Source organism: Micromonospora sp. NPDC023814, assembly GCF_040639595.1.
GTDB lineage: Bacteria > Actinomycetota > Actinomycetes > Mycobacteriales > Micromonosporaceae > Micromonospora.
Genome location: NZ_JBFAAF010000008.1, coordinates 18,083 through 43,058 on the forward strand (window position 1 = coordinate 18,083; position 24,976 = coordinate 43,058).

General features: G+C 72.1%; 21 protein-coding genes and 1 pseudogene. 12 read left to right on the forward strand and 10 right to left on the reverse strand.

What is annotated here, in order from left to right; all coding sequences use genetic code 11:
- Positions 1-417 precede the first annotated feature (417 nt).
- Together AB0G14_RS06190 and AB0G14_RS06195 are read right to left on the reverse strand one after the other, a co-directional pair.
- Positions 418-603, reverse strand: a pseudogene (locus AB0G14_RS06190) (hypothetical protein); the annotation flags it as partial.
- Positions 600-2,261, reverse strand: coding sequence for a PspC domain-containing protein (locus AB0G14_RS06195; RefSeq protein WP_357694281.1), 1,662 nt, complete (start codon positions 2,259-2,261; stop codon positions 600-602). The gene AB0G14_RS06195 and the pseudogene AB0G14_RS06190, both read right to left, overlap by 4 nt.
- 173 nt (positions 2,262-2,434) lie before the next feature.
- Between AB0G14_RS06195 and AB0G14_RS06200 the strand changes: the two genes are divergently transcribed.
- Positions 2,435-3,700, forward strand: a complete 1,266-nt coding sequence (locus tag AB0G14_RS06200; RefSeq protein ID WP_357694283.1) for a PspC domain-containing protein — start codon at positions 2,435-2,437, stop codon at positions 3,698-3,700.
- Positions 3,700-4,386 (forward strand): response regulator transcription factor, encoded by a 687-nt coding sequence (locus tag AB0G14_RS06205; RefSeq protein ID WP_357694285.1) that lies wholly within the window; start codon positions 3,700-3,702, stop codon positions 4,384-4,386. Before AB0G14_RS06200 ends, AB0G14_RS06205 begins: the two co-directional genes overlap by 1 nt.
- 74 nt (positions 4,387-4,460) lie before the next feature.
- Here AB0G14_RS06205 and AB0G14_RS06210 read toward each other — a convergent pair whose 3' ends face one another.
- Positions 4,461-5,195, reverse strand: coding sequence for a PIG-L deacetylase family protein (locus AB0G14_RS06210; protein ID WP_357694287.1), 735 nt, complete (start codon positions 5,193-5,195; stop codon positions 4,461-4,463).
- Between the two features lie 430 nt (positions 5,196-5,625).
- Here AB0G14_RS06210 and AB0G14_RS06215 point away from each other — a divergent pair, with 430 nt between their 5' ends.
- The 5 genes from AB0G14_RS06215 (at position 5,626) to AB0G14_RS06235 (ending at position 11,450) form a co-directional block, all read left to right on the forward strand.
- Positions 5,626-7,269 carry an ABC transporter substrate-binding protein gene (locus tag AB0G14_RS06215; protein ID WP_357694289.1) on the forward strand — a complete coding sequence of 548 codons (1,644 nt, stop codon included), beginning with the start codon at positions 5,626-5,628 and terminating at the stop codon, positions 7,267-7,269.
- A 146-nt stretch (positions 7,270-7,415) separates the two neighbouring features.
- Positions 7,416-8,342 (forward strand): ABC transporter permease, encoded by a 927-nt coding sequence (locus AB0G14_RS06220; RefSeq protein ID WP_357694291.1) that lies wholly within the window; start codon positions 7,416-7,418, stop codon positions 8,340-8,342.
- Positions 8,343-8,417: 75 nt separating this feature from the next.
- Complete coding sequence (locus AB0G14_RS06225; protein ID WP_357694293.1) at positions 8,418-9,395, forward strand: ABC transporter permease; 978 nt, start codon at positions 8,418-8,420, stop codon at positions 9,393-9,395.
- Between the two features lie 26 nt (positions 9,396-9,421).
- Entirely contained in the window at positions 9,422-10,444 is a 1,023-nt protein-coding gene (locus AB0G14_RS06230) for an ABC transporter ATP-binding protein (RefSeq protein ID WP_357694471.1), read from the forward strand.
- A complete protein-coding gene (locus AB0G14_RS06235; RefSeq protein ID WP_357694295.1) occupies positions 10,437-11,450 on the forward strand; it encodes a dipeptide ABC transporter ATP-binding protein in 1,014 nt (337 codons plus the stop codon). Before AB0G14_RS06230 ends, AB0G14_RS06235 begins: the two co-directional genes overlap by 8 nt.
- 136 nt (positions 11,451-11,586) lie before the next feature.
- Here AB0G14_RS06235 and AB0G14_RS06240 read toward each other — a convergent pair whose 3' ends face one another.
- Positions 11,587-11,976 carry a chorismate mutase gene (locus tag AB0G14_RS06240; RefSeq protein ID WP_350704000.1) on the reverse strand — a complete coding sequence of 130 codons (390 nt, stop codon included), beginning with the start codon at positions 11,974-11,976 and terminating at the stop codon, positions 11,587-11,589.
- A gap of 266 nt (positions 11,977-12,242) precedes the next feature.
- Positions 12,243-14,087, reverse strand: a complete 1,845-nt coding sequence (locus AB0G14_RS06245) for a bifunctional metallophosphatase/5'-nucleotidase (RefSeq protein WP_357694297.1) — start codon at positions 14,085-14,087, stop codon at positions 12,243-12,245.
- Between the two features lie 310 nt (positions 14,088-14,397).
- Here AB0G14_RS06245 and pcrA point away from each other — a divergent pair, with 310 nt between their 5' ends.
- On the forward strand, positions 14,398-16,803 hold the full coding sequence (gene pcrA / locus AB0G14_RS06250; protein ID WP_357694299.1) for a DNA helicase PcrA: 2,406 nt from the start codon (positions 14,398-14,400) through the stop codon (positions 16,801-16,803).
- Positions 16,804-16,860: 57 nt separating this feature from the next.
- Here the strand turns inward: pcrA and AB0G14_RS06255 are convergent, their stop codons facing one another.
- Positions 16,861-17,622: a peptidoglycan DD-metalloendopeptidase family protein gene (locus tag AB0G14_RS06255; RefSeq protein WP_357694301.1), complete on the reverse strand. Its 762-nt coding sequence runs from the start codon at positions 17,620-17,622 to the stop codon at positions 16,861-16,863.
- Between the two features lie 296 nt (positions 17,623-17,918).
- Positions 17,919-18,617, reverse strand: a complete 699-nt coding sequence (locus tag AB0G14_RS06260; RefSeq protein ID WP_357694303.1) for a M23 family metallopeptidase — start codon at positions 18,615-18,617, stop codon at positions 17,919-17,921.
- Between the two features lie 442 nt (positions 18,618-19,059).
- On the opposite strand from AB0G14_RS06260, the gene AB0G14_RS06265 reads away from it, so the two are divergent.
- From AB0G14_RS06265 to sucD, 3 genes are all read left to right on the forward strand, one after another.
- Complete coding sequence (locus AB0G14_RS06265) at positions 19,060-19,464, forward strand: cobalamin B12-binding domain-containing protein (protein ID WP_350684229.1); 405 nt, start codon at positions 19,060-19,062, stop codon at positions 19,462-19,464.
- 501 nt (positions 19,465-19,965) lie between these two features.
- On the forward strand, positions 19,966-21,144 hold the full coding sequence (gene sucC, locus AB0G14_RS06270; protein WP_357694306.1) for an ADP-forming succinate--CoA ligase subunit beta: 1,179 nt from the start codon (positions 19,966-19,968) through the stop codon (positions 21,142-21,144).
- A 2-nt stretch (positions 21,145-21,146) separates the two neighbouring features.
- On the forward strand, positions 21,147-22,034 hold the full coding sequence (sucD, locus tag AB0G14_RS06275; RefSeq protein ID WP_350684227.1) for a succinate--CoA ligase subunit alpha: 888 nt from the start codon (positions 21,147-21,149) through the stop codon (positions 22,032-22,034).
- A gap of 46 nt (positions 22,035-22,080) precedes the next feature.
- Here the strand turns inward: sucD and AB0G14_RS06280 are convergent, their stop codons facing one another.
- Positions 22,081-22,347: a hypothetical protein gene (locus tag AB0G14_RS06280; RefSeq protein ID WP_357694308.1), complete on the reverse strand. Its 267-nt coding sequence runs from the start codon at positions 22,345-22,347 to the stop codon at positions 22,081-22,083.
- A gap of 156 nt (positions 22,348-22,503) precedes the next feature.
- On the opposite strand from AB0G14_RS06280, the gene AB0G14_RS06285 reads away from it, so the two are divergent.
- Complete coding sequence (locus tag AB0G14_RS06285) at positions 22,504-23,805, forward strand: DUF6350 family protein (protein WP_357694310.1); 1,302 nt, start codon at positions 22,504-22,506, stop codon at positions 23,803-23,805.
- A gap of 67 nt (positions 23,806-23,872) precedes the next feature.
- Here AB0G14_RS06285 and AB0G14_RS06290 read toward each other — a convergent pair whose 3' ends face one another.
- Complete coding sequence (locus AB0G14_RS06290; RefSeq protein ID WP_357694312.1) at positions 23,873-24,481, reverse strand: DUF4190 domain-containing protein; 609 nt, start codon at positions 24,479-24,481, stop codon at positions 23,873-23,875.
- A 20-nt stretch (positions 24,482-24,501) separates the two neighbouring features.
- Entirely contained in the window at positions 24,502-24,801 is a 300-nt protein-coding gene (locus AB0G14_RS06295; protein WP_357694314.1) for a CD225/dispanin family protein, read from the reverse strand.
- Between the last annotated feature and the right edge of the window lie 175 nt (positions 24,802-24,976).

A 24,976-nucleotide genomic window follows, 5' to 3' on the forward strand; every position in this document is an offset into this window, starting at 1 on the left:
TGGTCAGCCGCGCGGGCGCTCCTCGCCGGACGGCACGCCGCCGATCGGGCCCGGCCGGTCGTCCTCGTTGGCGGGCCGGTCCTCGACCGCGTCGGCGCGGACGTCGGTGACCGCCTCGGTGGGCGACTCCTCGGCGTCGTCCCCGGTCCGTGGGACGGCCGTCGGCGCGCCCGACATCGGCGCGGACACCTCCCACTCGGACGGCCCGCCCCATTCGGACCGTTGGCCCCAGTCGGACCGCCCGGTGCCCCATGCCGCCGGCTCGTCGGCCGGGGCCGGCCGGTCGAGGTCCCACCGGGTCGGGTCGACGTCGGCGGTGTGCCGGTCCGGCTCGTCACCGGCGGGTCCGGCGGCCGGCTGGGCGGTGGTGGGCTCGACGCCGTCCGGGGTGGAGGCCGCGTCCGTGCCGGTCGCGGCGGAGCGCCCGGAGCGCAGCGCGCCCACCAGGCCCAGCAGACCGATCACGATCAGCGCGCCGGCCAGGAACCAGCCGACCGGTGGCAGGGCGAGCCCGAGCAACTTGGCGAGCAGCCACCACGCGGCGAGCCCGACGAAGATCAGCCCGAAGGCGAACGACACGATGTCGGTGCGGTGGGCCTTCACCGGGTCACCTCCAGGTTGCCGGCGTTCACGTGGACGTAGAGGCGCAGCGTGCCGCCGCCGGCGCCGTCGGCGCCCAGGTCGGTCGACTCCCGTAGCGGGCCGTCCAGCCCGCCGGAGCGCTTGCCGAAGACGACCGCGTCACCGGCGTTGACGTCGGTCACCGTGGTGACGTCGACGTTGGGCGGCACCACCACGGTGCACTCGCCGAAGTTGACGGAGACCGTGATCTCGGTGTTCTTCTTGTCGAAGTCGACCGCCCGCAGGTCGAGGGTGGCGTCGCCGAAGCTGTTCTCGTAGCGGACGGCGAGGTCGCGGTGGTCGGTGGGGGCCCAGGTCACGTTGCCGTCGACGCCCCGGACCCGGTCGTAGGACTCGGCCACGGTGGCCACCCCGAGGGCGGCGGCGGCCACCACGCCGAGCGCGATCAGCCACCGGGCCCGTCCGAACCAGGTGCCGACCAGCAGGCCGAGCCCGATGGTGGCCAGGGTGGCGGCGAAGTACGCCGACGCCCCGACGTCGAAGACGTCCAGCAGGTCGACGACGGCGACCACGCCGAGGGCGAGGAAGATCAGCGAGAAGGTCACCGCGCCGAGCGGGGACCGCTCACGCGGGCGCTTCGGGGGCTTCGCCGGTCGCGGCGGCGGTGGCGGCAGTGGCGGGACGCCCGCCTGGCCGGCGTACGGGCCGTGCGGGGCGAACGGGGGCCGGTAGCCCGGCGGCAGGGGCGCGGGGCGGGCCGGTGCGCCCCCCGAGGTCGCGGCGGGCCAGCCGGACGTGGGCGCGGCCGGCGGCCAGCCGGCGGTCGGCGTACCCCCGGGAAAGGGGGCCGGCGCGGGCGGGGCGGCCGGTGGCCAGGCGGGCAGCTCGGCGGTCGGCTCGGCCGGCTGGCCGGTGACCGGGACGCCACCCGCGTGCGCGGCCGGGGCCGGGGTCCCGCCGGGGGCCACGGCGACGCTCGACGGGGCCTGGTACGCGGCCGGCGCGGGATAGCTGACCGGCGGCACCGGGCCGGGCGGGGCGGCCGGTGCGGGCGGGACCGTGCCGGCCGGCGTGGCCCCGGTACCCCGGTTGTCCCGGTTGAGCATCAGCGCCCCGCCGATCAGGATCGTGGCGCCGAGCAGCACCGCCCGGAACGCGTCGGTGACGATGTAGCCGAAGCTGATCGCGACCAGGATGCTGAGCACGATCACGGTGATCGGGGACATGCTGGACCGGCCCCGACCGAGCATCGACTCGACGGGGGAGGCGCTGTCCCCCTCGCCGGGGATGATCAGCCAGGCGGTGACGTAGACCAGGATGCCGATGCCGCCGAAGAAGCCGAGCACGGCGAGGAGCACCCGCCAGAGCACCGGGTCGGTGTTGGTGGCCCGGCCGATCGCCGCGCAGACGCCGGCCAGGTAGCGGCCGTCGCGGGGGCGGACCAGCCCGTACCGGGAGGTGAAGCCGGCGCCGCCGGACGGCGGCTGCGGCCCGGCGCCCGGGTCCACGCCCGGCCCGGCGCCGGGCGGCGGCGTCCACCCGGCCGCGCCAGGCGCGGCCACCGGCGGCGGCGCACCGGAGGCGGTGGACGCGGTCCCGTCGGCGGGCGTCGCGGCGGGCGGCGGTCCACCGGGCTGTGCCGCCCCGGGACGGGGGGACTGGGCAGCTTCCTCGGTCATGCCCTCGATCCTGCTGCCCCGACCGCCCCGACGACCTCAGGACCCGACCCTGACCCCACCCTGAGATCCCGGCGGCCGGAATGTCGGGGGCGTCCCCGTGGTCGGGTGGCGGCGCAGCGTGTGACGATCGAACCGGCGCCGGCAGCGGACGGTCGCCCCGCCCCGTGCCCGTCGTGACCAGGGAGCCTCCGATCGACGCCGTGACCCAGCCACCTCGCCTCTACCGCGCCCCCGAGCACCGGATGGCCGCCGGGGTGGCCGCCGGCATCGCCGACCACCTCGGTATCTCGGTGCGCCGGGTGCGGGTCGCCTTCATGGTGCTGCTCGGGCTGAGCGGTCTCGGCCTGCTGCTCTACGCGGCCTTCTGGGCGGTCGTGCCGCTGCGGCCCGGCGACACCGCCGTACCGCCCCGTCGGGACGTCGCCCAGCTGCTGCCGTTCGTGGCGATCGGCCTCGGCGTGCTGCTGGTGCAGATGATCGTCTTCGACTCGGTCGGCGCGGCCGGCACCGCCGGCTGGCTCGTCGCGATCATCGCGGTCGGCGCCGGGGTGATCTGGCACCAGTCGGCGCCGGAGCGGCGGCGGCAGTGGGGCGACTCCATGCCGGTGCCGTGGCTCGGCGCGGTGGTGGAGGAGAGCGACCGGCGGGCCTTCGTGCTGCGGTTCATCGGCGGTGGGGTGCTGGTCGCGGTCGGCATCATCGGCGTCGCCGCGGTCTACTCCCCGGCGCAGAACTTCGACGCGGTGCTCAACGGCGTGATCTTCGCCCTGGTCGGGCTCGCCGGGGTCGGGGTGGTGGCCGCGCCGGTGCTGTGGCGGACGTTCAACCAGCTCCGCTTGGAGCGCGAGGGGCGCATCCGTGAGCAGGAGCGGGCCGAGCTGGCCGCGATGGTGCACGACCAGGTGCTGCACACCCTGGCCCTGATCCAGCGCAACGCGGCCGACGTGAAGACGGTCCAGCGGCTCGCCCGGGGGCAGGAACGCTCGCTGCGCAACTGGCTCTACAAGCCCACCGGATCGCCGACCGAGCGCTTCGCCGCCGCGCTGGAGCAGGCCGCCGCCGAGGTCGAGGACACCTTCGCGATCACCGTCGAGGCGGTGGTGGTCGGCGACCGGGAGACCGACGAGCGGGTCGGCGCGCTGGTCGCGGCCGGGCGTGAGGCGCTGGTGAACGCCGCCCGGCACGCCGGGGTGCAGACGGTCTCGCTGTACGCCGAGGTCGAGCCGGACCAGGTCAGTGTCTTCGTCCGGGACCGGGGGAAGGGCTTCGACCCGGATACGGTGGAGGATCACCGGCACGGCGTCCGGGGCTCGATCATCGGGCGGATGAAGCGGCACGGTGGCCGGGCGGAGATCCGGTCCGGGCCGGGGGAGGGGACCGAGGTCCGGTTGATCCTGCCGATCTCCCGGGACTCGTCCACGGCGGAAAGGGACAAGTGATGACCGAGCAGTCGATGGAACCGGTCGAGGGAGCGGGTGCCGGCACGGAGCGGCTGCGGGTCTTCCTCGTCGACGACCACGCCATGTTCCGCGCGGGGGTGCGTGCCGAGTTGGGTGCGCACGTCGAGGTGGTGGGGGAGGCGAGCACGGTCGGCGAGGCGGTCACCCGGATCGCCGCCACGCTGCCCGACGTGGTGCTGCTCGACGTGCACATGCCGGACGGCGGCGGTCGCGCGGTGCTGGAGGCGATGCGGCGTACCCATCCGCAGGTCAAGTTCCTGGCGTTGAGCGTCTCGGACGCGGCGGAGGACGTGATCGGGCTGATCCGGGCCGGCGCGCGGGGCTACGTCACCAAGACGATCTCCCCGGAGGAACTGGCCGCCGCGATCCGCCGGGTGGCCGACGGCGACGCCGTGTTCAGCCCCCGGCTGGCGGGGTTCGTGCTGGACGCGTTCGCGGCCCGTCCGGACGCGCCGGTGGCCGATCCGGAGCTGGACCAGCTCACCAACCGCGAGCGCGAGGTGCTGCGGCTGCTCGCCCGGGGGTACGCCTACAAGGAGATCGCCAAGGAGCTCTACATCTCGATCAAGACGGTCGAGACGCACGTGTCGAACGTGCTGCGCAAGCTCCAGATGTCCAACAGGTACGAGTTGTCCCGCTGGGCGGCCGACCGTCGGCTCGTGTGATCCACCTCTTTCCCCACTCCGGCCCCGGCACCCGCTCCATGCGGTGCCGGGGCCGGACCCGTCCGGCGGTCAGGTCACCCGGTACGCAGCACGGTGAACGCCTCGGCCAGCCGGCCGGCCGGCAGCCCGGCCTCGTCGGCCGCCGTGGCGAGCTGCTCCCGGACCCAGGTCTCCACGTCCATCCGCGCGGTCTGCGAGCGGTGCGTGCGCATCGCGGCGACCTTGCGCGCGTACTGCCCGGTGACGTCGACGGTGTGGTCCGGCGCCGGGCCGCCGGCGTACCAGATCTCCCGGACCACCCACGGCTGGAGCCCCTCGGCCAGCAGTTCGGGGTGGGCGCACGGGTTGCGCGCGTCCGGGTAGACCGCGCAGGTCGTGGCCTCGCCCACGGCGAGGTGGTCGGGGTGGCCCGGCCCGGCGAGGTGTTCCCATCGGCGCAGCGGCGAGCTGGTCAGCACCCGGTCGGGCCGGTGCCGGCGGATCGCCGCGGTGACGTCCCGGCGCAGGTCGAGCGTCGGGGCGAGGGCGCCGTCGACGTACCCGTCGAGGAACTCCACCTGCCGTACGCCGACCGCGGCGGCCGCCGCCCGCTGCTCCTCCTCCCGCAGCCGGGTCACCGACCCGCGCGGGGGGCCGTCGCAGCCGCCCGCCTCGCCCCGGGTGACGATCAGGTACGCGACGTCGATGCCCTCCTCCACCCAGTTGGCCATTGTGCCCGCACAGCCGAAGTCGATATCGTCCGGATGGGCAAAAACTGCCAGCGCCCGGACGACGTCCGAAAGTGCGGGTGCGGACGCGGGAAAGCTCACAAGCGTCGAGCGTACGCCCGGGGTGCTGATCCCGCAGAACCGTGTCTTTCCTGCTCAGAGCAGTACGACCGGCACCGATCATGATCTTTTTTCAAGTATCGGCAACGTGGCAAGCAACTAACGGCTTGATAACGGCACCTTCACGGAACGGGCCGGTAAGTGTCACAGTGGCAGCACCTCACCCCTCGAGTGAGGCACTCCGTACGGCCTGACGACCACGGCCGCCGTCTGTCGACGGTGCTCCGTGGTGGTCTCGCGTGCGCGGTGCCGAGCCCGGCGGGCGGGGCGGCCCGGCGGATCGGTACAACATCTTGTCCCGTTTCACTGCGGTGAAACCGGCGTCCCGCGCTGCGGGTCGTCGGACGTGTCACCCCCCTTGCGTGCGTGAAACCCACGACGGAACCAGGTTAGAAAGAGGAGGCCCCTCGGAATGAGAGTCTCGAAGCGGGCAAGCAGCGCGGTCGCGCTGGGCGCGGCGTTCGCGCTCGTCGCGTCCGGTTGCTCGAGCAGCGACAGCGACGGCGGCGACGCCGGCGCCAGCGCCGACGGCGCGATCACCATCGAGGGCACCCAGCCGGAGAACGGCCTGGTCCCGTCGAACACCACCGAGACCGGTGGCGGCAAGATCATCGACTGGGTGTGGACCGGCCTGGTCGAGTACCCGAACGACGGCAGCGCTCCGCGCAACGCTCTCGCCGAGTCGATCGAGACGACCGACTCCAAGGTCTACACCATCAAGATCAAGAAGGACACGAAGTTCCACGACGGCACCGTCGTCAAGGCCAAGAACTTCGTGGACGCCTGGAACTGGGGCGCCTACTCGCCGAACGGCGCGCAGAACGGCAGCTTCTTCGCCGACATCCAGGGCTTCGCGGACGTCAACACCGAGGACCCGGACGGCGCCGAGGGCCCGCAGAAGGCCCCCGAGCCCAAGGCCAAGGAGATGTCCGGCCTGAAGGTCGTCGACGACTGGACCTTCGAGGTCACCCTCGCCGCGCCGACCGCCGTGTTCCCGACCAAGCTCGGCTACAGCACCTTCATGCCGCTGCCGGACGTGTTCTTCACCCAGGGCGCCGAGGCGTTCGGCAAGAAGCCGATCGGTAACGGCCCGGTCAAGTTCGTGTCGTGGGAAGACGACGTCCAGATCAAGCTGACGCGCTTCGACGACTACACGCTGCGCGACAAGATGAAGATCAAGGACGTCACCCTCAAGATCTACCAGGATGACACGGCGGCCTACAACGACCTGCTCGCCGGCAACATCGACTTCATGCAGCAGGTTCCGGTCTCCTCGCTCGCGGGCGACAAGTGGAAGCAGGACCTGACCGACCGGGCGATCTCCTCGACCACCCCGTCGACCGGCATCATCGCCTTCCCGATCTACGACAAGCGCTTCCAGAACGCCAAGCTGCGCAAGGCGATCTCGATGTCGATCAACCGCCAGGAGATCAGCGACAAGATCTTCTTCGGCAACCGGAAGCCGGCCGACAGCTGGGCCAACCCGCTGACCCCGGGCGCCAAGCCGGGTAACTGCACCGCCTGCCAGTTCAACGTCGACGAGGCCAAGAAGCTCCTGGCCGAGGCCGGCGGCTTCACCGGCGAGCTGGTCATGTACTACAACGCCGACGCCAGCCACAAGGAGTGGATGGAGGCCGTCGCGCAGCAGGTCAAGACCAACCTGGGCATCAACGCCCGCGCCGAGGGCATGCCGACCTTCGCGGTGTTCCGTCAGAACATCAACGCCCACAAGATGAAGGGCATGTACCGCGCCGGCTGGCAGCAGGACTACCCGGACGTGGAGAACTGGGTCAACCCGCTCTACGTCAAGGGTGGCTCCTCGAACGACGGTCTGTACAGCAACCCGCAGGTCGACGCCCTGGCCAAGGAGGCCAGCTCCGCGCCGAGCCTGGAGGCCGCGCACGAGAAGTTCGCTCAGGCGGTCGCCATCATCGACCAGGACGTTCCCACGGTTCCGATCTACTTCGGCGGCCAGCAGTCCGGCCACTCCGAGAAGATCAAGAAGCTCGAGCTGACCAACGTCGGCGAGCTGGACCTCACCTCGGTCGAGCTCTGATCCGAACGGTCTGACCCCGGGTCGGGCTCACCTACCGGTGGGCCCGACCCGGGCCGTTCCGTGAGGGAGTGTTACAACAGTCCCTCGCCACGTCCGTCATCCCCGTGTCGGCCGTCCGACGCGCCCCCTGTCTGGAGGACCACCCCATGGGCCGTTATCTGTTGAGACGGCTGCTCCAACTCATCCCGGTCTTCATCGGAACGACGTTCCTGATCTACTGGCTGGTCTGGTCGGTGCCCGGCGACCCCTTCGCCGGCAAGTGCGGCGAACGCGCCTGCCCGGACGCCTACGTCAACATGATGACCGAGAAGTTCAAGCTGGATCAGTCCATCTGGGTGCAGTACGGCAACTACATGCAGAACCTGTTCCGGGGCGACTTCGGGCAGACGTTCGGCGGCCGGGAGATCGGCGACATCATCGCCACGTCGTACCCGAACACTCTGAAGCTGGCCCTGGTAGCCCTCGTCATCGAGGCGGTCATCGGTCTCACCGCGGGTGTGCTGACCGGCCTGCGCCGTAACGGCTTCCTGGACAACCTGGTCCTGGTCTCCAGCCTCTTCCTGATCGCGCTGCCGATCTTCGTCATCGGCTTCGTGCTCCAGTGGGTGCTCGGCGTGCAGTGGCAGATCATCAAGCCCACCGTCTCCAGCGAGATGCGCATCTCGGAGCTGATCGTGCCCGGCTTCGTGCTGGGTAGCGCCTCGATGGCGTACATCGCCCGGGTCGCCCGGACGAGCATCGCGGAGAACCGGCGCGCCGACTACGTCCGCACCGCGATCGCCAAGGGCCTGCCGATGCGCCGGGTGGTCGGGGTGCACCTGCTGCGCAACTCCCTCATCCCGGTGGTCACCCTGCTCGGCACCGACCTCGGTGCCCTGATGGGCGGCGCGATCGTGACCGAGGGAATCTTCCAGATCAACGGAATCGGCCGCCAGGTCTTCCGCGCGATCGTCACCAAGGAGAGCGCTACGGTTGTCTCCATCGTGGTGGTCCTGGTGCTGGTCTACCTGGTCATGAACCTCGTGGTGGACCTGCTCTACGCCGCCCTGGACCCGAGGATCCGCTATGAGTGAGCGCAGCGAACGAAACCTGGTCATTGCAGCGTGCCCGGGCAACCACGCCCGGGTCGAGCGGAGCGAGGTGCCGGCATGAGCGACCCCAGTGCCGCGTCGATCGTCAGTACGCCCCCGGCCACCGCGCCGACCGAGCTGGGCGCGCCCACCAACGCGGGCCAGCCGGAGAACGCCCGCAAGGAGAAGCCGCGCGGCCTGCTCGGCGACGCCTGGCTCATCCTGCGTCGCAAGCCGCTGTTCTGGATCTCCGCGACGTTCATCGTCATCTTCCTGGTGATGACCGCGTTCCCGTCGCTGTTCAGCTCCGGCGACCCGGCGAACGGCGACCTGAAGAACAGCCTCGTCGGCCCGTCGTCGGAAGCCTGGTTCGGCTACGACTTCCAGGGGCGCGACGTCTACGCCCGGGTGATCTACGGCGCTCGCGCCTCCATCGTGGTCTCCGTGCTCTCGGTGCTCGGCGTGCTGCTGATCGGTGGCGCGATGGGCATCATGGCCGGCTACCGGGGCGGCTGGGTGGACGCCCTGCTCTCCCGGATCGCCGACGTCTTCTTCGGCCTGCCCTTCGTGCTGGGCGCCATCGTCATCCTGACCACCTTCAACGGGTCGGGCACGAGCAACAGCAAGGCCGAGATCATGGCCCTGGTGAGCATGTCCCTGGTCGTGCTGGGCTGGCCGGTCGTGATGCGGCTGATGCGCTCCTCGGTGCTGGCCACCAAGGAGGCCGACTACATCGTCGCCGCCCGGGCGCTGGGTGCCGGCACCGGCCGGATCATCCTCAAGCACCTGCTGCCGAACAGCCTCGCGCCGCTGCTGGTCTACGGGACGATCCTGGTCGGCTCGTTCATCGGCGCCGAGGCGACGCTCTCCTTCCTGGGTGTCGGCCTGAAGAGCCCGGTGGTCTCCTGGGGCATCATGATCAACGAGGCCCAGTCCCTCATCCGGGTCGCGCCGTACCTGCTCTTCTTCCCGGCCGCCTTCCTCGTCACCGCCGTGCTGAGCTTCGTGGTGCTCGGTGAGACGGTCCGCGAGGCCCTCGATCCGAAACTCCGCTAGGGGCGATTCAGTTGTCCGACATTCTCGTGTCCGAGCAGTCCGCGGCGGGTACCTCCGGTCGCCCCTCCGGCCGTCTGCTCGAGGTCGAAGACCTCCGCGTGGAGTTCCGCACCCGGGACGGCGTCGCGAAGGTCATCAACGGGGTCACGTACCACGTCGACGCGGGGGAGACCCTCGCCGTGCTCGGCGAGTCCGGCTCCGGCAAGAGCGTCACCGCCCAGACCATCATGGGCATCCTGGACACGCCCCCCGGTTTCGTCACCGGCGGCCAGGTCCGCTTCCATGGCAAGGACATGCTGAAGATGTCCTTCGAGGAGCGTCGCCGCATCCGCGGTGAGGGGATCGCCATGATCTTCCAGGACGCGCTCTCCGCGCTCAACCCGGTTTTCACCGTCGGCTTCCAGATCGCCGAGCAGTTCCGGGTGCGGCGCGGCATGAGCCGTGCCGACGCCAAGAAGCGCGCGATCGAGATGCTCGACCAGGTCAAGATCCCGAACGCCAAGGGCCGGTTCAGCAACTACCCGCACCAGTTCTCGGGTGGTATGCGGCAGCGCGCCATGATCGCGATGTCGCTGGCGCTGGACCCGGAGGTGCTGATCGCGGACGAGCCGACCACCGCCCTGGACGTGACGGTGCAGGCCCAGATCATGGACCTGCTCGCCGAGCTCCAGCGGGAGCGGCAGATGGGCATGATCCTGATCACCCACGACCTCGGCGTGGTCGCCGACGTCGCGGACCGGATCGCGGTCATGTACGCGGGTCGCATCGTCGAGGAAGCCAACGTGTACGACCTGTACGCCAAGCCGGCGCACCCGTACACGATCGGTCTGATCAACTCGATTCCCCGGCTGGACGAGAAGGGGCAGCAGCTCCGGACCATCAAGGGCCTCCCGCCGAACCTGATGAACATCCCGCCGGGCTGCCCGTTCAACCCGCGCTGCCCCATGGCGCAGCCGGTCTGCCGGGAGAAGGTCCCGCCGCTGCTGCAGGTGGGTGCCGGCCGGGCCAGCGCCTGCCACTTCGCCGAGGAGCTGGTGAACCGTGACTGAGAAGATCCTCGAGGTCCGCGACCTGGTCAAGCACTACCCGGTGACCCGGGGTGTGGTCTTCAAGAAGACCATCGGCCAGGTCAAGGCGGTGGACGGGGTCTCCTTCGACCTCAAGGCCGGCGAGACCCTGGGTGTGGTCGGCGAGTCCGGCTGCGGCAAGTCGACCCTGGCCCGGGTCCTGATGAACCTGGAGCGGCCGACCTCCGGCAGCGTGCTCTACAAGGGCCAGGACATCTCCAAGCTCTCCGGCGGGGCGCTGCGGCGGCTGCGCCGGCAGATCCAGCTGGTGATGCAGGACCCGTACACCTCGCTGAACCCGCGGATGACGGTCGGCGACCTCATCGGCGAGCCGTTCGAGATCCACCCGGAGGTGGCGCCGAAGGGCAGCCGCCGGGGCAAGGTGAAGGAACTGCTCGACCTGGTGGGTCTGAACCCGGAGCACATCAACCGGTACCCGCACCAGTTCTCCGGCGGTCAGCGGCAGCGCATCGGCATCGCCCGGGCGCTCGCCCTGCGGCCCGAGATCATCGTCTGCGACGAGCCGGTGTCGGCGCTGGACGTGTCGATCCAGGCCCAGGTGATGAACCTGCTGGAGCAGCTCCAGGGCGAGTTCGGCCTGTCGTACGTGTTCATCGCGCACGACCTGTCGGTGGTCCGGCACCTGTCGGACCGGGTCGCGGTGATGTACCTCGGCAAGATCGCGGAGATCGGCACCGAGGACGAGATCTACGAGCGGCCGACCCACCCGTACACCCAGGCGCTGCTGTCGGCGGTGCCGGTGCCGGACCCGACCGTCCGCGAGAACAAGGCGATCATCCGCCTCACCGGTGACGTGCCGTCGCCGGTCAGCCCGCCCTCGGGCTGCCGGTTCCGGACCCGCTGCTGGAAGGCGCAGGACGTCTGCGCCGAGCAGGTCCCGCTGCTGGAGATCCGGCCGGGATCGGACCACCCGAGCGCCTGCCACTTCGCCGAGAAGCGGGAGATCGTGCAGACGCACGAGGTGTGACACCCACGGGACCGCCTGCCGACGTCACCGCGACGACGGCAGGCGGTTCCGTCGTTTCCGGGCGGGCGCGGCGGCCGGCGGCCGGGACGCGACCACCACGCCGCCCGGTCCGCCCGCCGCGCCGCCCCCGTACGCCTCACAGGGGGCCGCGGCCGGCGCGGAGCAGCAGCAGCGCGAGCTGCGTGCCGTCGGCGCCGAGGGCGACCCGGAAACGCTCCAGGATCTCCCGTTCCCGGGAGAGCACGAGTCGGGTGCCGCCGGAGGCCATCCGGGTCGCCCCGACCTCCTGGGAGAGGCGGGCCCGCTCCTGCCACAGCTCGATGAGCGCCCGGTCGATCTCGTCGATCCGTTCCCGGATCTCCACGATCCGGGCGGCCGCGCCCGGCTCCGCGGTGCCGGTGCGCGCCTCCGGCTTCGCGTCGTCGGCGCCGCCCGGCGCGTCGACCTGGCCGGATGCCCCCGGGTCGGGCCGGCCCGCCCCGGGCCGCGTCAGGCTGCCGTTGGACTCCACCACGTCTGTCATCATCGGGTACCCCTCGCCGTCAGGTGCCCGGTGCCCGGATCCTGGGACGCAGAAAGCCCCGGGCTCCAGGAGCCCGGGGCTTCTCGTAGGTCTGTTGATCAGGCGCGACCCACGGCTGCCGGACTCCCGGTGCCGTAGTAAAAGTAGAAGCGCTGACCGAACACGTCGTCGAGTATGCCGACCCAGGGCCGGCGCGCGCAAGGATTCGGCCGGACACGTGGCCGGCGGCACGGTCCCGGCGCCGTCGGCGACGCCGGGACCGTGCCCGGTCAGCCGAGGCGGGTGATGCGGTCGGCCGGCCCGGGGGCCACCGGCTCGCCGGCGCCCAGGTACGCGATCAGCGCGTCGACATCGAAGCCGGGGGCCGTGGTGCGGCCGGTGCCGGCGCGCAGCTCGGTGAAGCCGTCCCCGCCGTTGGCCAGGAAGTCGTTCGTGGTGACCCGGTAGCTGGCCGCCGGGTCGACCGGCACGCCGTCGAGCGCCAGGGCGCTCACCCGCGAGCCCGCCGGGGCGGTGGTGTCGTAGGAGTAGGCCAGCCCGGCGGAGACCTGGAGGATGCGCTGGGTGGTCTGCCCGTTGAAGCCGACGAACTGCTGCTCCAGCACGTTGCGTAGCTGGGCGCCGGTGAGGGTCTGGGTGACCACCAGGTTGTTGAACGGCTGGACGGTGAACGCCTCGCCGTACGTGATCTCACCCGGCGCCTCGCCGCCGGCGGAGGCGGCGTACGGCAGCGACGCCCGGATGCCGCCCGGGTTCATCAGCGCGATCTGCGCCCCGGTCGACCGGGTGTACGCGAGCTGCGCGTCGGCGATCACGTCACCGAGCGGGCTCTCGCCGTTGGGGCGGGCGTCGCGGACGATGTCGCCCGCCACCCGGCCCACCACCCGGTTGGCGATGGGCGCCACGGCCGCCCGGTACTTGTCGGCCAGCGCCTTGGCGGCCGGGTCCACCAGGTCGGGGTTGCGCACGTACGTGCCCGGCGCGCTCTGCTGCCAGGTGCCGTCCGGGTTGCGGACGCCGTTCTCGACGACCACGTTGCGGGCGGAGATGCCGGTGAACCGGCCGGTGCGCCGGTCCAGCGAGTAGTCCACGTCGGTGATCAGCTGGCCGTTGTTGCCGGCGCTGGTGACGACGCTCTGCGCGCCGGAGGAGTTCGGCAGGGAGCAGGAGTAGAAGCGGTGCGTGTGGCCGGAGACGACCAGCCCGAACTCCGGCCGCAGGCCGCGGACGATGTCCACGATCGGGCCCGAGAAGTTGGCGCAGTCCGAGACGCCCGGGGTGGCCGGCGGCGGGGACTGCGCACCGCCCTCGTGCACCAGCAGCACCATCGCCTTGACGCCGAAGAGCTTGAGCAGCCCGGCCCACTTGTTGGCGGTCGCCACCTCGTCGGTGAACCGCACCGAGGCGATGCCGGCCGGGTTGACGATGTCCGGGGTGCCCTCCAGGGTCACGCCGACGAAGCCGACCGGCACGCCGCCGACGAACTTCACGTCGACCGGGGGCAGGATCGGCAGCCCGGTCTTCCTGCTGACGGTGTTGGCGGCGAGGTACGTGAACTTCGCGCCGGCGAAGCCGTCCCCGTCCTGGCAGCCGTCGACCGGGTGGCAGCCGCCCTTGTTGATCCGGATCAGCTCGTCGACGCCCTCGTCGAACTCGTGGTTGCCGACCGAGCTGACCTCCAGCCCGATCTCGTCCATCAGCTCGATGGTCGGCTCGTCGTGGAAGGCGGCGCTGACCAGCGGGGTGGCGCCGATCAGGTCGCCGGCCCCGACGGTGGTGGTGACCCGCCCCTCGGCGGCGGCCTCGGCGCGCAGCCGCTTCAGCCAGGTGGCGAGGTACTCCACCCCGCCGGCCGGGGTGCCGTTGACCACCGCGCCGTTGCCGCCCGGCGGGTCGATGGCGCCGTGGAAGTCGTTGTAGCTGAGGAAGTTGCCCTTGACCTCCCCGCCCGTCGGGGTGGCGTAGGAGACGGGGGCGAGGGCGGCCCACGGGTCGTCGGCGGGGGCCGGGGCGGGCCGGGAAGCGGTGGGCAGCGTGGCGACGACGGCCAACGCGAGGGCGGGCGCGGCGAGGTGACGCAGCGCCGCCCGACCGCGCGAACGCGGCTGAGTCATGGTCGTTCTCCCAGTCGTGTACGGGGGAAGGAGCCGGATTTTCACCGTCATCGTTCTGTACTCCGGCCGGCGGCACCAGACGGGACAGGGTGACATCTTCGTCTCAACCTGGCCCGCCCCGCCGGATCCCCCTGGCCCGCCCTGCCGGACCCGCCCGGCACGCCGCGCCGGATCGGCCCGCCCGGGCGCCCGTCCGGTCGCTCGGGCGGGTCCGGGCCCTCGGCCCGGCCGGTCCGCCGATGACGGCTCGGTCGCGCCGGGGTCCACGCGGCGGGGAAGTGTCCGGCCGGCGGCATAGACTCGCCGTGCGATGCATCCTCTCTTCGACATCCCCGTGTCCCCGCCCGCGCCGGCGCCTGCCCCGACCCCGCCGCACCGGCCGGGGTCCGCCGCCGCCCGCCTCGACCCGCAGGCCCTGGTCGAGGGCCTCAACGGGCCGCAGCGCGACGCCGTCACCCACGCCGGCTCGCCGCTGCTGATCGTGGCCGGCGCCGGTTCGGGCAAGACCCGGGTGCTCACCCACCGGATCGCCTACCTGCTGGCCGCCCGGGACGTGCACCCCGGCGAGATCATCGCGATCACCTTCACCAACAAGGCCGCCGGCGAGATGAAGGAGCGCGTCGCGCACCTCGTCGGCCCGCGTGCCCGGCTGATGTGGGTGTCGACGTTCCACTCCGCGTGCGTGCGCATCCTGCGTGCCGAGCACGAGCACGCCGGGCTGAAGTCGACCTTCTCGATCTACGACGCGGACGACTCCCGCCGGCTGATGCAGATGGTCGCCCGGGAGCTCGACCTCGACCCGAAGCGCTACCCGGCGCGCGGGCTCGCCGCCCAGGTCTCCAACCTGAAGAACGAGCTGGTCGACCCGGAGGCGTTCGCGGGTCGCGCCAAGGGCCCCAACGAGCGGGCGCTGGCGGAGGCCTACACGCTCTACCAGCGGCGGCTGCGCGAGGCGCACGCGCTCGACTTCGACGACCTGATCATGACGACGGTGCACCTGCTCCAGTCCCACCCGCACGTCGCGGAGAGCTACCGCCGGCGGTTCCGACACGTGCTGGTCGACGAATACCAGGACACCAACCACGCCCAGTACGTGCTGATCAAGGAGCTGGTCTCGGGCACGGAGGGGGTCGAGCCGGCGGAGCTGTGCGTGGTCGGCGACGCCGACCAGTCCATCTACGCGTTCCGCGGCGCGACGATCCGCAACATCCTGGAGTTCGAGCGCGACTTCAGCGACGCCCGCACGATCCTGCTGGAGCAGAACTACCGCTCGACCCAGACGATTCTCAACGCCGCCAACGCGGTGATCGACCGCAACACCTCCCGCAAGCCGAAGCGGCTGTGGAGCGAGGCGGGCGCCGGCGAGCGGATCGTCGGCTACGTGGCGGACACCGAGCACGCCGAGGCCGACTGGGTGGCCCGGGAGATCGACCGGCTGGTCGACGCCGACGAGACCCGCCCCGGTGACGTGGCCGTCTTCTACCGCACCAACGCCCAGTCCCGGGTCTTCGAGGAGGTGTTCATCCGGGTCGGCCTGCCCTACAAGGTGGTCGGCGGGGTGCGCTTCTACGAGCGCAAGGAGGTCCGCGACGCGCTGGCCTACCTGCGCGCGGTGGTCAACGACGACGACACGGTCAGCCTGCGCCGGATCCTCAACACCCCCCGACGGGGCATCGGCGACCGCGCCGAGGCGTGCGTGGAGGCCCTGTCCAGCCGGGACCGGATCTCCTTCGGCGCGGCGCTGCGGCGGGCGAAGGACGCGCCGGGCATCTCCACCCGGGCGGCCAACGGCATCGCGGACTTCGTCGACCTGCTCGACGGCGCCCGCGAGCTGGCCGAGACCGGCACCCCGGAGGAGGTGCTGGAGGCGCTGCTGACCCGCTCGGGTTACCTCACCGAGCTGGAGGAGAGCCTCGACCCGCAGGACGCCGGTCGGGTCGACAACCTCCAGGAGTTGGTCAGCGTCGCCCGGGAGTACACGGAGCGGATCGAGGCGACCGGCGAGGAGGGGGAGCGGGCCACCGTGGCCGGCTTCCTGGAGCAGGTCGCGCTGGTCGCCGACGCCGACCAGGTGCCGACCGACGACCCGGACCACCAGGGCGTGGTCACCCTGATGACGCTGCACACCGCCAAGGGGTTGGAGTTCCCGGTCGTCTTCCTGACCGGCCTGGAGGACGGCGTCTTCCCGCACCTGCGCTCGCTCGGCGACACCCGGGAGCTGGAGGAGGAGCGCCGGCTGGCGTACGTGGGCATCACCCGGGCCCGCCAGCGTCTCTACCTCTCCCGGGCGGTGACCCGCTCGGCGTGGGGGCAGCCGTCCTACAACCCGCCGTCCCGGTTCCTGGAGGAGTTGCCGCCGGAGCTGGTCCGCTGGGAGCGCACCGAGGGGTCGTACACCTCGTGGGCCGGCGGGGGCGGCGGCGTCGGGGGCCGCGCGGACCGGGTGCCCGGCGGGCGCGGCGGCTTCAACGGCGGCACCCCCAAGGCCGCCCAGTTGGCGAAGCGGCTCGGTGTCGACGCCAGCCGGCTGACCACGGCGAGCGAGCTGCCGCAGGGGCCAAAGGTGTCCGCCGGCGACCGGGTCAACCACCAGCGCTACGGCCTGGGGCGGGTGCTCGCGGTGGAGGGGCACGGCCCGGGCGCCCGGGCGCAGATCGACTTCGGCGACCAGACGATGTGGCTGGTGCTGCGGCACGCGCCGATCGACAAGCTCTGAGACGGCCACGGCCCGGCCCGGCGGCGCGCCGGACCGGGCCGTCCCGGTCGGTACGGGTCAGCAGGCCACGTCGATGCCCCGGGCGCGCAGGAACGGCGCCGGGTCGATCTGGTTCCACATCTGGCCCTGGTGGACCTCGAAGTGCAGGTGCGGCCCGGTGGAGTCGCCGGTGGAGCCCTCCAGACCGATGGTCTCGCCGGCGCCCACCTTGTCGCCCACGCCCACCTTGGCGGTGCTGAGGTGGGCGTAGTGGGTCAGGTAGCCGTTGCCGTGGTCGACGACGACGGAGATGCCGTACCCGTCGCCGACGTCGCCGGCCTTGGTGACCGTGCCGCCGAAGGCGGCGCGGACCGGGGTGCCGGCGGGCAGCGCGAAGTCGATGCCGGCGTGCAGGGTGCCCCAGCGCGGGCCGTAGCAGGAGGTGATCGTGGCGCCCTTCATCGGGACGACCCAGCTCGGCTTCGGTTTGCTGGTCTTCTTCGGCGTCGGCTTGGCGGTGGTCGCCTTCGGGCTGGGCTTCGCCGACGGGCTGGCCGTCGTGGGGCTCGGCGTCGGGCTGGCCGAGGGGGTGGCCGGGGCGGCCGACTCGCGCGCGGACCGGTCGGCGCGGTCGGCGGCCTCGGCGCGGGCCTGCGCGTCGAGGGAGACGGCGGCCGGGACGGAGGGCTCGTCGTTGCCGGTGGCCGCGAAGGCGGCACCGCCGAGGCCGAGGCCGACCAGGGCCGCCGCGGCGACGATCACTCGGGTGCGGCCGCCGGCCCGCCTCCGGTGCCGGGCGGGGGCGTCGGGGGTGTTCTCGTTCTGAATGTCTTCCTGCACGGCGGACCTTCGCTGATCGAGGGGGCACTTGACCTCGAAATACTGGTGTCGGCGGGGTCGGCAGCGGGTAGGGGGACCAGGTCGGGACGGAGCGACGGTGGCCGGTGCCGTCCGCTAACTCCCGACTTGAGGCTTTGGTAGCGATAAGTGATCATGGTCGGCCGTGGCGCCGGTCACACTCGCGGCTGTGACCCAGCAGACTTTCGCCTGCCGTCAGCCGACGAAAAACCGCCCGGATCGACAGATCCGGGCGGTCAACGGTCGGTACGCAGCGTCAGGGCGCGGCTACCCCGCCGTTAGAGTGCCTCGATTTGCAGCTTGATGTCCACGTTGCGCTCCTGGAGCCACGGCACCGGGTCGAGCGGCTCGCCCTTGACATGCACCTCCAGGTGCAGGTGGGAGCCGTAGGAGTGGCCGGTGTTGCCGACCAGGCCAAGCTGGTCGCCCGCCTTGACCTGCTGCCCCTGCTGCACGCTCAGCGCGGAGGAGTGGCCGTAGATCGCCTCGCTGCCGTCGGCGTGCTGGACGATCACGGTGTAGCCGTAGCCGCCGAACCAGCCGGCCTTCGTGACCGTGCCGGAGTGGATGGCGACGTAGGGCGTGCCCTCGGCGGCGACGAGGTCGATGCCGGTGTGCAGCTTGCCCCAGCGCATGCCGTAGGGGGTGTTGAACTCGTAGTCCTGGAGGGGGAGCCGGCAGGCCTCGCGTTCGGCGGCGTCCTCCGCCCCGGCGGCGCGGGTGCTGTCGCGCGAGGCGCGGTCGGCGGAGTCGGCGCGGGCCGCGGCGTCCTGGTTGACGGTCGAGGCGGCCTTGAGCTCGTCGAGGACCGACGGGCTGACGCTCTTGGCGTCCGGCATGGCTCCCGCGCCGAGGGCGACGATGCCGGCACCGAAGAACGCGGTGGTGACGACGGCGGCGTAGCGGCTACGCGGGGGGGTGGGTACGCGGCGGCGGCCGCGATATCGATCGGGCTCAGACGACAGGCGCTGGCGCACGCACACCCTCCGTTGTCGGGGATCCGATGCGGCTTCCTCGACGCTCGTGAAGCTCCGATGAACGTCGGCTGGCCGCGTCGTCACCCGTCCGTGGACCTGATGACAACCGTGGACACGTTAGCCAACCACCAGGCCCGTCACAAGCCGAAGCGCCGAATTGCTACCGCGTTCTGTCCCTTTGCGTCCGTGATTGTCACGCCTCGTTCCCGTCGAACGGCGCCCCTGTAACTGCCCGTTCGTCGCGCAGCGTGACCGAACGGCGGAGTCGTCCGGCTTGACGGCGGTGATCATCTACGGCAGGCGTACCGTCTGCGGCGGCAGCCTCCCCCGGGTGTCGCCGGCCGGTGTGCCGTGCGCTTCGCCGCCCGGATTTCCCGGGCCGGGCGGGGCGGGTTACCGTTCGTTCAGGTGAAGCCGCGGAGCCGGTGAAAGGGATGCGCAGATGAGCTCTCGTGTTCGGGTCGTCGTCGCCAAGCCGGGCCTGGACGGCCACGACCGTGGCGCCAAGGTCGTCGCGCGTGCCCTCCGGGACGCCGGTATGGAGGTCATCTACACCGGCCTGCACCAGACCCCGGAGCAGATCGTGGAGACCGCGATCCAGGAGGACGCCGACGCGGTCGGCCTCTCCGTGCTGTCCGGGGCGCACATGACGCTCTTCCGGCGGGTGGTGGAGCTGCTCGGCGAGCGGGACGCCCGCGACATCGTCGTCTTCGGCGGCGGCATCATTCCCGACGCGGACATCCCCGAGTTGCAGAAGCTGGGCGTCGCCAAGATCTTCACGCCGGGCGCCACCACCGCCTCGATCGTGGAGTGGGTCCGGGAGAACGTCGCGCAGCCGGTCGCCTGAGCGTCGGTCAGCATTCCGGCGGAGGGCGAGGACGTGCTGTTCACGGACTCGGGGCGGTCGACGGGTCGCAGACGACTTAGGCCGGTCCACGGCTGACGTCGGACAGGGGGGAGGGGCCGGACGCACCCCTCACACGTCCGGCCCCTCTATGCACGATGCCCCGCCGCCACCCCTCGACCGACAGGGCATCGGCCGTCTCCCGTCGCCGCGCTGCATCAGCGCTTTGACACCTGACTCAACGACGCCCCCGCGGAGGGGTTACGCAGCCCGGACAACATCGTCCGGACGGCTGACGTCGGGGCCCGAAGTCGCGGAAAGGCCGCGCGACGCCGCTGGTTGTGCATTACCGCACACCGCGCACCCGCTCGGTTGCGGCCGGTGTCCACCTCGCTAGGCTGCGCCCAATGGCCTGTTTCAACTGATGACAGGCGTCAAACTGTTTTCCATAACGCTGGTGGCGGCGCGACGGCGCGCCGCGGAGACGGGACGGGACGCGCAAACGTGGACCTGTACGAGTACCAGGGGCGGGACCTGTTCGAGCGGCACGGCTTGCCCGTGCTCGCCGGCGGCGTCGCCACGACCCCGGAGGAGGCCCGCGCGATCGCCGAACGCCTCGGCGGTCGGGTGGTCGTCAAGGCGCAGGTGAAGGTCGGCGGCCGGGGCAAGGCCGGCGGCGTGAAGCTGGCCGAGGGCGCGGATGAGACGGTGGCCCGGGCCACCGACATCCTCGGCATGGACATCAAGGGTCACACGGTCCACAAGGTCATGATCACCGTGACCGCGGACGTGGCCGAGGAGTACTACTTCTCCTACCTGCTCGACCGGGCGAACCGCACCTTCCTCTGCATCGCCAGCATCGCGGGCGGCATGGACATCGAGCAGGTCGCCGCCGACACCCCGGAGAAGGTCGTCAAGGCCCCGATCGACGCCAACACCGGCGTCGACGAGGCGAAGGCGCGCGAGATCGTCGCCGCCGCCGGCTTCCCGGCCGAGGTCGCCGACCAGGTCGTCGAGGTCGCCGTGGGCCTGTGGAAGGCCTTCGTCGCCGAGGACGCCACGCTGGTCGAGGTGAACCCGCTGGCCAAGACCGGCGAGGGCAAGCTGCTGCTGCTCGACGCCAAGATCACCCTGGACGAGAACGCCGGCTTCCGGCACCCGGACCACGAGGCGCTCGTCGACCAGGCCGCGGTGGACCCGCTGGAGCAGGCCGCCAAGGAGAAGGACCTCAACTACGTCAAGCTCGACGGCGAGGTCGGCATCATCGGCAACGGCGCGGGCCTGGTCATGTCGACCCTCGACGTGGTCGCGTACGCCGGCGAGCGGCACGGCGGCGTCAAGCCGGCCAACTTCCTCGACATCGGCGGCGGCGCGAGCGCCGCGGTGATGGCGAACGGGCTGGAGATCGTCCTGTCCGACCCGTCGGTGAAGAGCGTCTTCGTCAACGTCTTCGGCGGCATCACCGCCTGCGACGAGGTCGCCAACGGCATCGTGCAGGCGCTGGCCCTGCTCGAGCAGCGCGGCGAGAAGGTCACCAAGCCGCTGGTCGTCCGCCTCGACGGCAACAACGCCGAGGCCGGCCGGGCGATCCTCGACGGCGCGAACAACCCGCTGGTCCAGCGGGTGGACACGATGGATGGTGCGGCCGAGCGGGCCGCCGAGCTGGCGGCTGCGGGGGTCTGACAATGGCTATCTGGCTGACCAAGGACTCGAAGGTCATCGTCCAGGGGATGACCGGTTCCGAGGGTTCCAAGCACACCCGGCGGATGCTCGCCGCGGGCACCAACGTCGTCGGCGGCGTCAACCCGCGCAAGGCGGGCCAGACCGTCGACTTCGACGGCACCGAGCTGCCGGTCTTCGCCAGCGTCGCGGACGCGATGGCGCAGACCGGTGCCGACGTGACCGTGATCTTCGTACCGCCGCAGTTCACCAAGGGCGCGGTCGTCGAGGCGATCGACGCCGGGATCGACCTGGCCGTGGTGATCACCGAGGGCGTGCCGGTGCACGACACCGCCGCGTTCTGGGCGTACAACGTGGCCAAGGGCGAGCGGACCCGGATCATCGGGCCGAACTGCCCGGGCATCGCCTCGCCGGGCGCCTCCAACGCCGGCATCATCCCGGCCGACATCACCGGCACCGGCCGCATCGGCCTGGTCAGCAAGAGCGGCACGCTGACCTACCAGATGATGTACGAGCTGCGCGACATCGGCTTCTCGACCTGCGTCGGCATCGGCGGTGACCCGATCATCGGCACCACCCACATCGACGCGCTGGCCGCGTTCGAGGCCGACCCGGACACCGACGCGATCGTCATGATCGGTGAGATCGGCGGCGACGCCGAGGAGCGGGCCGCCGAGTTCATCAAGGCGAACGTGACCAAGCCGGTGGTCGGCTACATCGCCGGCTTCACCGCGCCTCCCGGCAAGACCATGGGGCACGCCGGCGCGATCATCTCCGGCTCCGCCGGCACGGCCGAGGCCAAGAAGAGCGCGCTGGAGGCCGTCGGCGTCAAGGTCGGCAAGACGCCGACCGAGACCGCCAAGCTGATGCGGGAGATCATGTCCGCCGGCTGATCCAGGCTGGTGGACGACCAGGGGGCCGACCGTTCGCGGTCGGCCCTCAGTCGTTGTAGAGCGGGTAGTTGCCGCCGGCCCAGAGGATGCCGCTGCCGATGATGTTGAGCACGCCGAACGCGATCGCCAGCCAGCCGAGCACCGGCGACTGGCCGAAGCGTTTGGCGTCCCGGATCGACAGGTAGCCGAAGACGATCCCCAGGATGCCGCAGCAGAGCAGGCCGAGGATGATGCCGAGCACGCCCCAGAGCGTGGTGCGGTCCTGGCCGGCCGCGGGCGGTGGCGGCGGTGGCGGCGGGTACGGAGCGTTCACGGCTTCCCTCCGGACGTCGGTGCCGCGACTTCGGTCGCGTCCCTGGGCCGAGGCTAGACCGGATCGGGGGTGGGAGACGGTGGATCACGGAACTCGCCGCCGCTCGGGGGCGGTATCGGACTGCCGCCACGCGCGCGGCATGCCAGAGTAGACCCGATGTCCTCCGTCACCCCTGATCAGCCGAGCCGCCCCGGCGTCGAGGCCGGCCCCGCCCGGCGGGCCGCGCCCGCCGGGCGGGGCCGGCGGGTGCCCGCGCCGCGGAGCGGCGAGCCCCCTCGCAGCCGCGCCCCGCTGGCCGTCGCCGCGGCGGTCGCCGCCGGCTGGGCGGCGCTCACCTCGTGGCTGCCGGTGGTGGTCGTGCTCTGGCTGTTCCAGCTCAGCGAGGACGCCGCCTCCGTGCCGAGCGCGCTCCGCGCCGGGCTGGCCGGCTGGCTGCTCGGGCACGGCGTCCCGCTCGACACCGGCGCCGGCCCGCTCGGGCTGGCCCCGCTGGCGCTGACCGCGTTGGTGGTCTGGCGACTGGCCCGGGCGGGCGTGCACACCAGTCGGGCGATCGGCGCGCGCGGTGGGGGGTCGCCCCGGCAGGCGCTCGTCGCGGCCGGCGCGGTCGGCATCGCGTACGCGCTGATCGGCGTGCTCGCGGCGGTGCTGGCCGGCGCGGGCGGCCCCGGGGCGTCACCGGTCCGCGCCGGGGTCACCCTCGCGGTGCTGGGCACGCTCGCCGCCCTGGTCGGCTCGGCCCGGACGACCCGCGTCGCCGGCCTGCTGGCCGCGCGGTCCCCGGAGCCGCTGCGTGACGGGATCCGCACCGGGCTGGTCGCCGGGCTGCTGCTGCTCGCCGCGGGCGGCGGGGCGGCGGGGCTCGCCGTGGCCACCGGGGGCGGTGACGCCGCCGACCTCATCGGGGCCTATCGCACCGGGGTCGCCGGGCAGGCCGGGATCACCCTGGTCAGCCTCGCCTACGCGCCCAACGCCACCATCTGGTCGGTCAGCTACCTGCTCGGGCCGGGTTTCGCCGTCGGCACGGACACGGCGGTCCGCACCAGCGAGGTGTCCCTCGGCGCGCTGCCGGCCGTCCCGCTGCTGGCGGGGCTGCCGCGCGGCCCGGTCGACGGCATCGGGGCGGCCCTGCTCGCGGTGCCGGTCCTCGCCGGGATGGCGGCGGGCTGGCTGCTGGCCCGCCGGCTGCTCCGGCTCGCCGCCGACGACCGGACGCCGCTGCGCTGGGGCCCGCTGCTCGGGCCGGCGGCGCTCGCCGGGCCGGTGGCCGGCGTGCTGCTGGGCGCCGCCGCGGCGGCCTCCGCCGGGTCGCTGGGTGGCGGCCGGCTGGCCGAGGTGGGGCCCGTGGCCTGGCAGGTGGCCGGCGTGGCGACCGCGGTCATCACGGTGGGCGCGCTGCTGGGCGCCGCCGTGACCCGGGCGCTCTCCCGCCCCGCCGACCCGCCCCGCGCCCGCTGAGTGAGGCCCGCCGGTACGCCGAGGGGCGCCCCGGACGAGCCGGGACGCCCCTTTCGTGCCGTGCCGGTCAGGGCTGGTAGGCGTCCATGCTGAATCCGACGAACAGCAGGACGACCTGGAGCAGGCCCAGCACGGCGCCGATGGCGCCGCAGATCAGGCCGGCGAGGGCCTGACCCTGGTTGTCGGCCAGGCCCTGGGCGGCCTTCTGCTTGCCCATCCAGCCGGTCACCACGGCGGCGATGCCCAGCGGGATGCCGAGGTAGCAGCAGACCAGCGGGATCGACGCGATGCCGAGGATCATCGACACCAGGCCGAGGGTGTTCTGCTGCTGCCCCGGCCCCTTGCCGGCGAACCCGGCGTTCGGGTACATGGGCGGCGGGTACGCCTGCTGGGCGTACGGGTCCTGGTACGGCTGCTGCCCGTACGGCTGGCCCGAGGTCGGCGGCTGCCCGTACGGCTGGCCCGAGGTCGGCGGCTGGCCGTAGGGCTGGCCGGAGGTCGGGGGCTGGCCGTAGGGGTTCTGCGGTGCGGCGTACGGGTCGTTCGGCTGCCCGGAAGTGGGCTGCTGACCGTACGGCGCCGCCGCTGGCGGGGCGTACGGGTCGTGGTGCGGCGCGGTCGGGTCCTGGTGCGGCTGCTGACCGTAGGGATCCTGACCGGGGTAACCGGGCTGCATGCGAACTCCTCGCAGTTCTGTCAGTAGGTGCTGGCCGAGCTGCCGCCAGCCAATCCGGCGAGGCCACCGAGCAGGCAGCACACCAGAGCGATCACGTACCAGCTGATGCCGACGATCAGCGCCCACTTGGACCACTTCTTCGACTCGGCGGCCGCGGCCTGGGCCCCGGCGTAGTCGCCCTGCTGGAGCAGGGTGTTCACCTTCGAGGCGTTGATGATGGCCGGGATGGCCAGCGGCCAGAAGAGAAAGATGGCGACGATCGACATCGCCATGTTGTTGTTGACCGGCGGTTGCTGCTGCGGCTGGTATCCGGGCTGCATCTCGGCGTACTCCTCATTCCACTCGACACCTCTGGGGTGCCGGATCACTGACGGGTGCGGGCCGGACGCGCGCGCCGGTCCCGAGCGACCGGCAGCGTACCCGGTTCTGCCCAATCACGTCGTCGGTGAATGTCGCGCTGCCCAGCGGATGGAACCGCCGGCCTGCCCGATAGGC

What these genes read in the sequence shown, in the direction of transcription:
- AB0G14_RS06195 (WP_357694281.1), bottom strand. Translation starts at nt 2,261, where the DNA reads ATGACCGAGGAAGCTGCCCAGTCCCCCCGTCCCGGGGCGGCACAGCCC.
- AB0G14_RS06205 (WP_357694285.1), top strand. Translation starts at nt 3,700, where the DNA reads ATGACCGAGCAGTCGATGGAACCGGTCGAGGGAGCGGGTGCCGGCACG.
- AB0G14_RS06215 (WP_357694289.1), top strand. Translation starts at nt 5,626, where the DNA reads ATGAGAGTCTCGAAGCGGGCAAGCAGCGCGGTCGCGCTGGGCGCGGCG.
- AB0G14_RS06220 (WP_357694291.1), top strand. Translation starts at nt 7,416, where the DNA reads ATGGGCCGTTATCTGTTGAGACGGCTGCTCCAACTCATCCCGGTCTTC.
- AB0G14_RS06225 (WP_357694293.1), top strand. Translation starts at nt 8,418, where the DNA reads ATGAGCGACCCCAGTGCCGCGTCGATCGTCAGTACGCCCCCGGCCACC.
- AB0G14_RS06240 (WP_350704000.1), bottom strand. Translation starts at nt 11,976, where the DNA reads ATGATGACAGACGTGGTGGAGTCCAACGGCAGCCTGACGCGGCCCGGG.
- AB0G14_RS06245 (WP_357694297.1), bottom strand. Translation starts at nt 14,087, where the DNA reads ATGACTCAGCCGCGTTCGCGCGGTCGGGCGGCGCTGCGTCACCTCGCC.
- pcrA (WP_357694299.1), top strand. Translation starts at nt 14,398, where the DNA reads ATGCATCCTCTCTTCGACATCCCCGTGTCCCCGCCCGCGCCGGCGCCT.
- AB0G14_RS06265 (WP_350684229.1), top strand. Translation starts at nt 19,060, where the DNA reads ATGAGCTCTCGTGTTCGGGTCGTCGTCGCCAAGCCGGGCCTGGACGGC.
- sucD (WP_350684227.1), top strand. Translation starts at nt 21,147, where the DNA reads ATGGCTATCTGGCTGACCAAGGACTCGAAGGTCATCGTCCAGGGGATG.
- AB0G14_RS06285 (WP_357694310.1), top strand. Translation starts at nt 22,504, where the DNA reads ATGTCCTCCGTCACCCCTGATCAGCCGAGCCGCCCCGGCGTCGAGGCC.
- AB0G14_RS06290 (WP_357694312.1), bottom strand. Translation starts at nt 24,481, where the DNA reads ATGCAGCCCGGTTACCCCGGTCAGGATCCCTACGGTCAGCAGCCGCAC.
- AB0G14_RS06295 (WP_357694314.1), bottom strand. Translation starts at nt 24,801, where the DNA reads ATGCAGCCCGGATACCAGCCGCAGCAGCAACCGCCGGTCAACAACAAC.